Source organism: Phormidium sp. CCY1219 (assembly GCF_055795085.1).
On sequence record NZ_JAYFEQ010000944.1, the window covers coordinates 1 to 1,049 of the forward strand.

Genomic DNA, 1,049 nt, shown 5'->3' on the forward strand with positions numbered 1-1,049 from the left:
CCCCCACGGCGGCGGTGAGATGCCGTGGGGCAACCACAGCAGCGATTCCACCCCCAATCCAACCGCAAAAGCAAGCGAGGCCCAAGTGCCAGATCCTTTCCCGGAAAAGCAACGAGAGCTAGAACTTGACGGCTTTAAATCGGCTGGACAATCGGAAGCCGGAAACGAAATCCACAAGCCATCGGGAACCTTAACTGACCGAACGCAAGCAATTGACCGCGCCGCATACGCTCCGCGGCCCAAAATATTAAAATCCGACACGCTAAATACTTTTGCACGCGCACAAGCCGCACGCACAAACGCATCGACCCCGCGCTGGCAACCCACTGAAATCGGTACATCAGCTGGTACAGCAGCAATCGCCGCGGAAATATTATCAGCAGCGATCGCATCCGGCGATCGCCGCGACCCGGAAAATCCCACTGCCGAACTCCTGGCGATCGCCTCATGTGCTTCTATCGGCAAGCGAATAATCTCACTGGACATAGTACATCCTTAACTCGACTCCTTTATTATAGCACGGGGTCGGGCAAAAAAGCAACAGAAAAAGCAACAGAAAAAAAGATGACGAAAAAGTCAACACCAAAAACCAAAAAAACACAAAAAAAACCAAAAAAAACCCAAAAAACCCCCACAAAAGCCTGACCCCGTGCTATAATAAAAACAGGAAAGGAGGGGAGGAAAGGCGAGAGCCGAGGAAACCGAGGACCCACCGGGCAGGCCAAGGGGACCAGGCAGCAACCGAGCAACCCACCACCGGCACCAAGGCAACCGCCAACGCCCGGAAAGGCGGAAACCGAGGGAAGAAAGGGAAAGGGGAAAAGGGAACGGCACGGACGGGACCGAAAGGCAAAGGCGCCACCCGATAGGCCCAGCAACAGGACCCACACCCCCACCCACAAAAAACCCAAGGCACCGGGGAGCGAAAAAACGGCCAAGGCCACGGCCAAGGCCAACGCCCCCAAAGCCGCACGGGGACCCCCACCCACACACACGCGGGGACCCCCACCCACACACACGCGGGGACCCCCACCCACACACACGCGGGG

At 57.1% G+C, this 1,049-nt stretch carries 1 protein-coding gene; it reads right to left on the reverse strand.

The window, feature by feature from the left end; translation table 11 throughout:
• Window positions 1-486, reverse strand: a 486-nt coding sequence (locus AC0QH1_RS30770; RefSeq protein ID WP_324635258.1) for a hypothetical protein, incomplete at its 3' end; no start/stop codon positions are given.
• Between the last annotated feature and the right edge of the window lie 563 nt (window positions 487-1,049).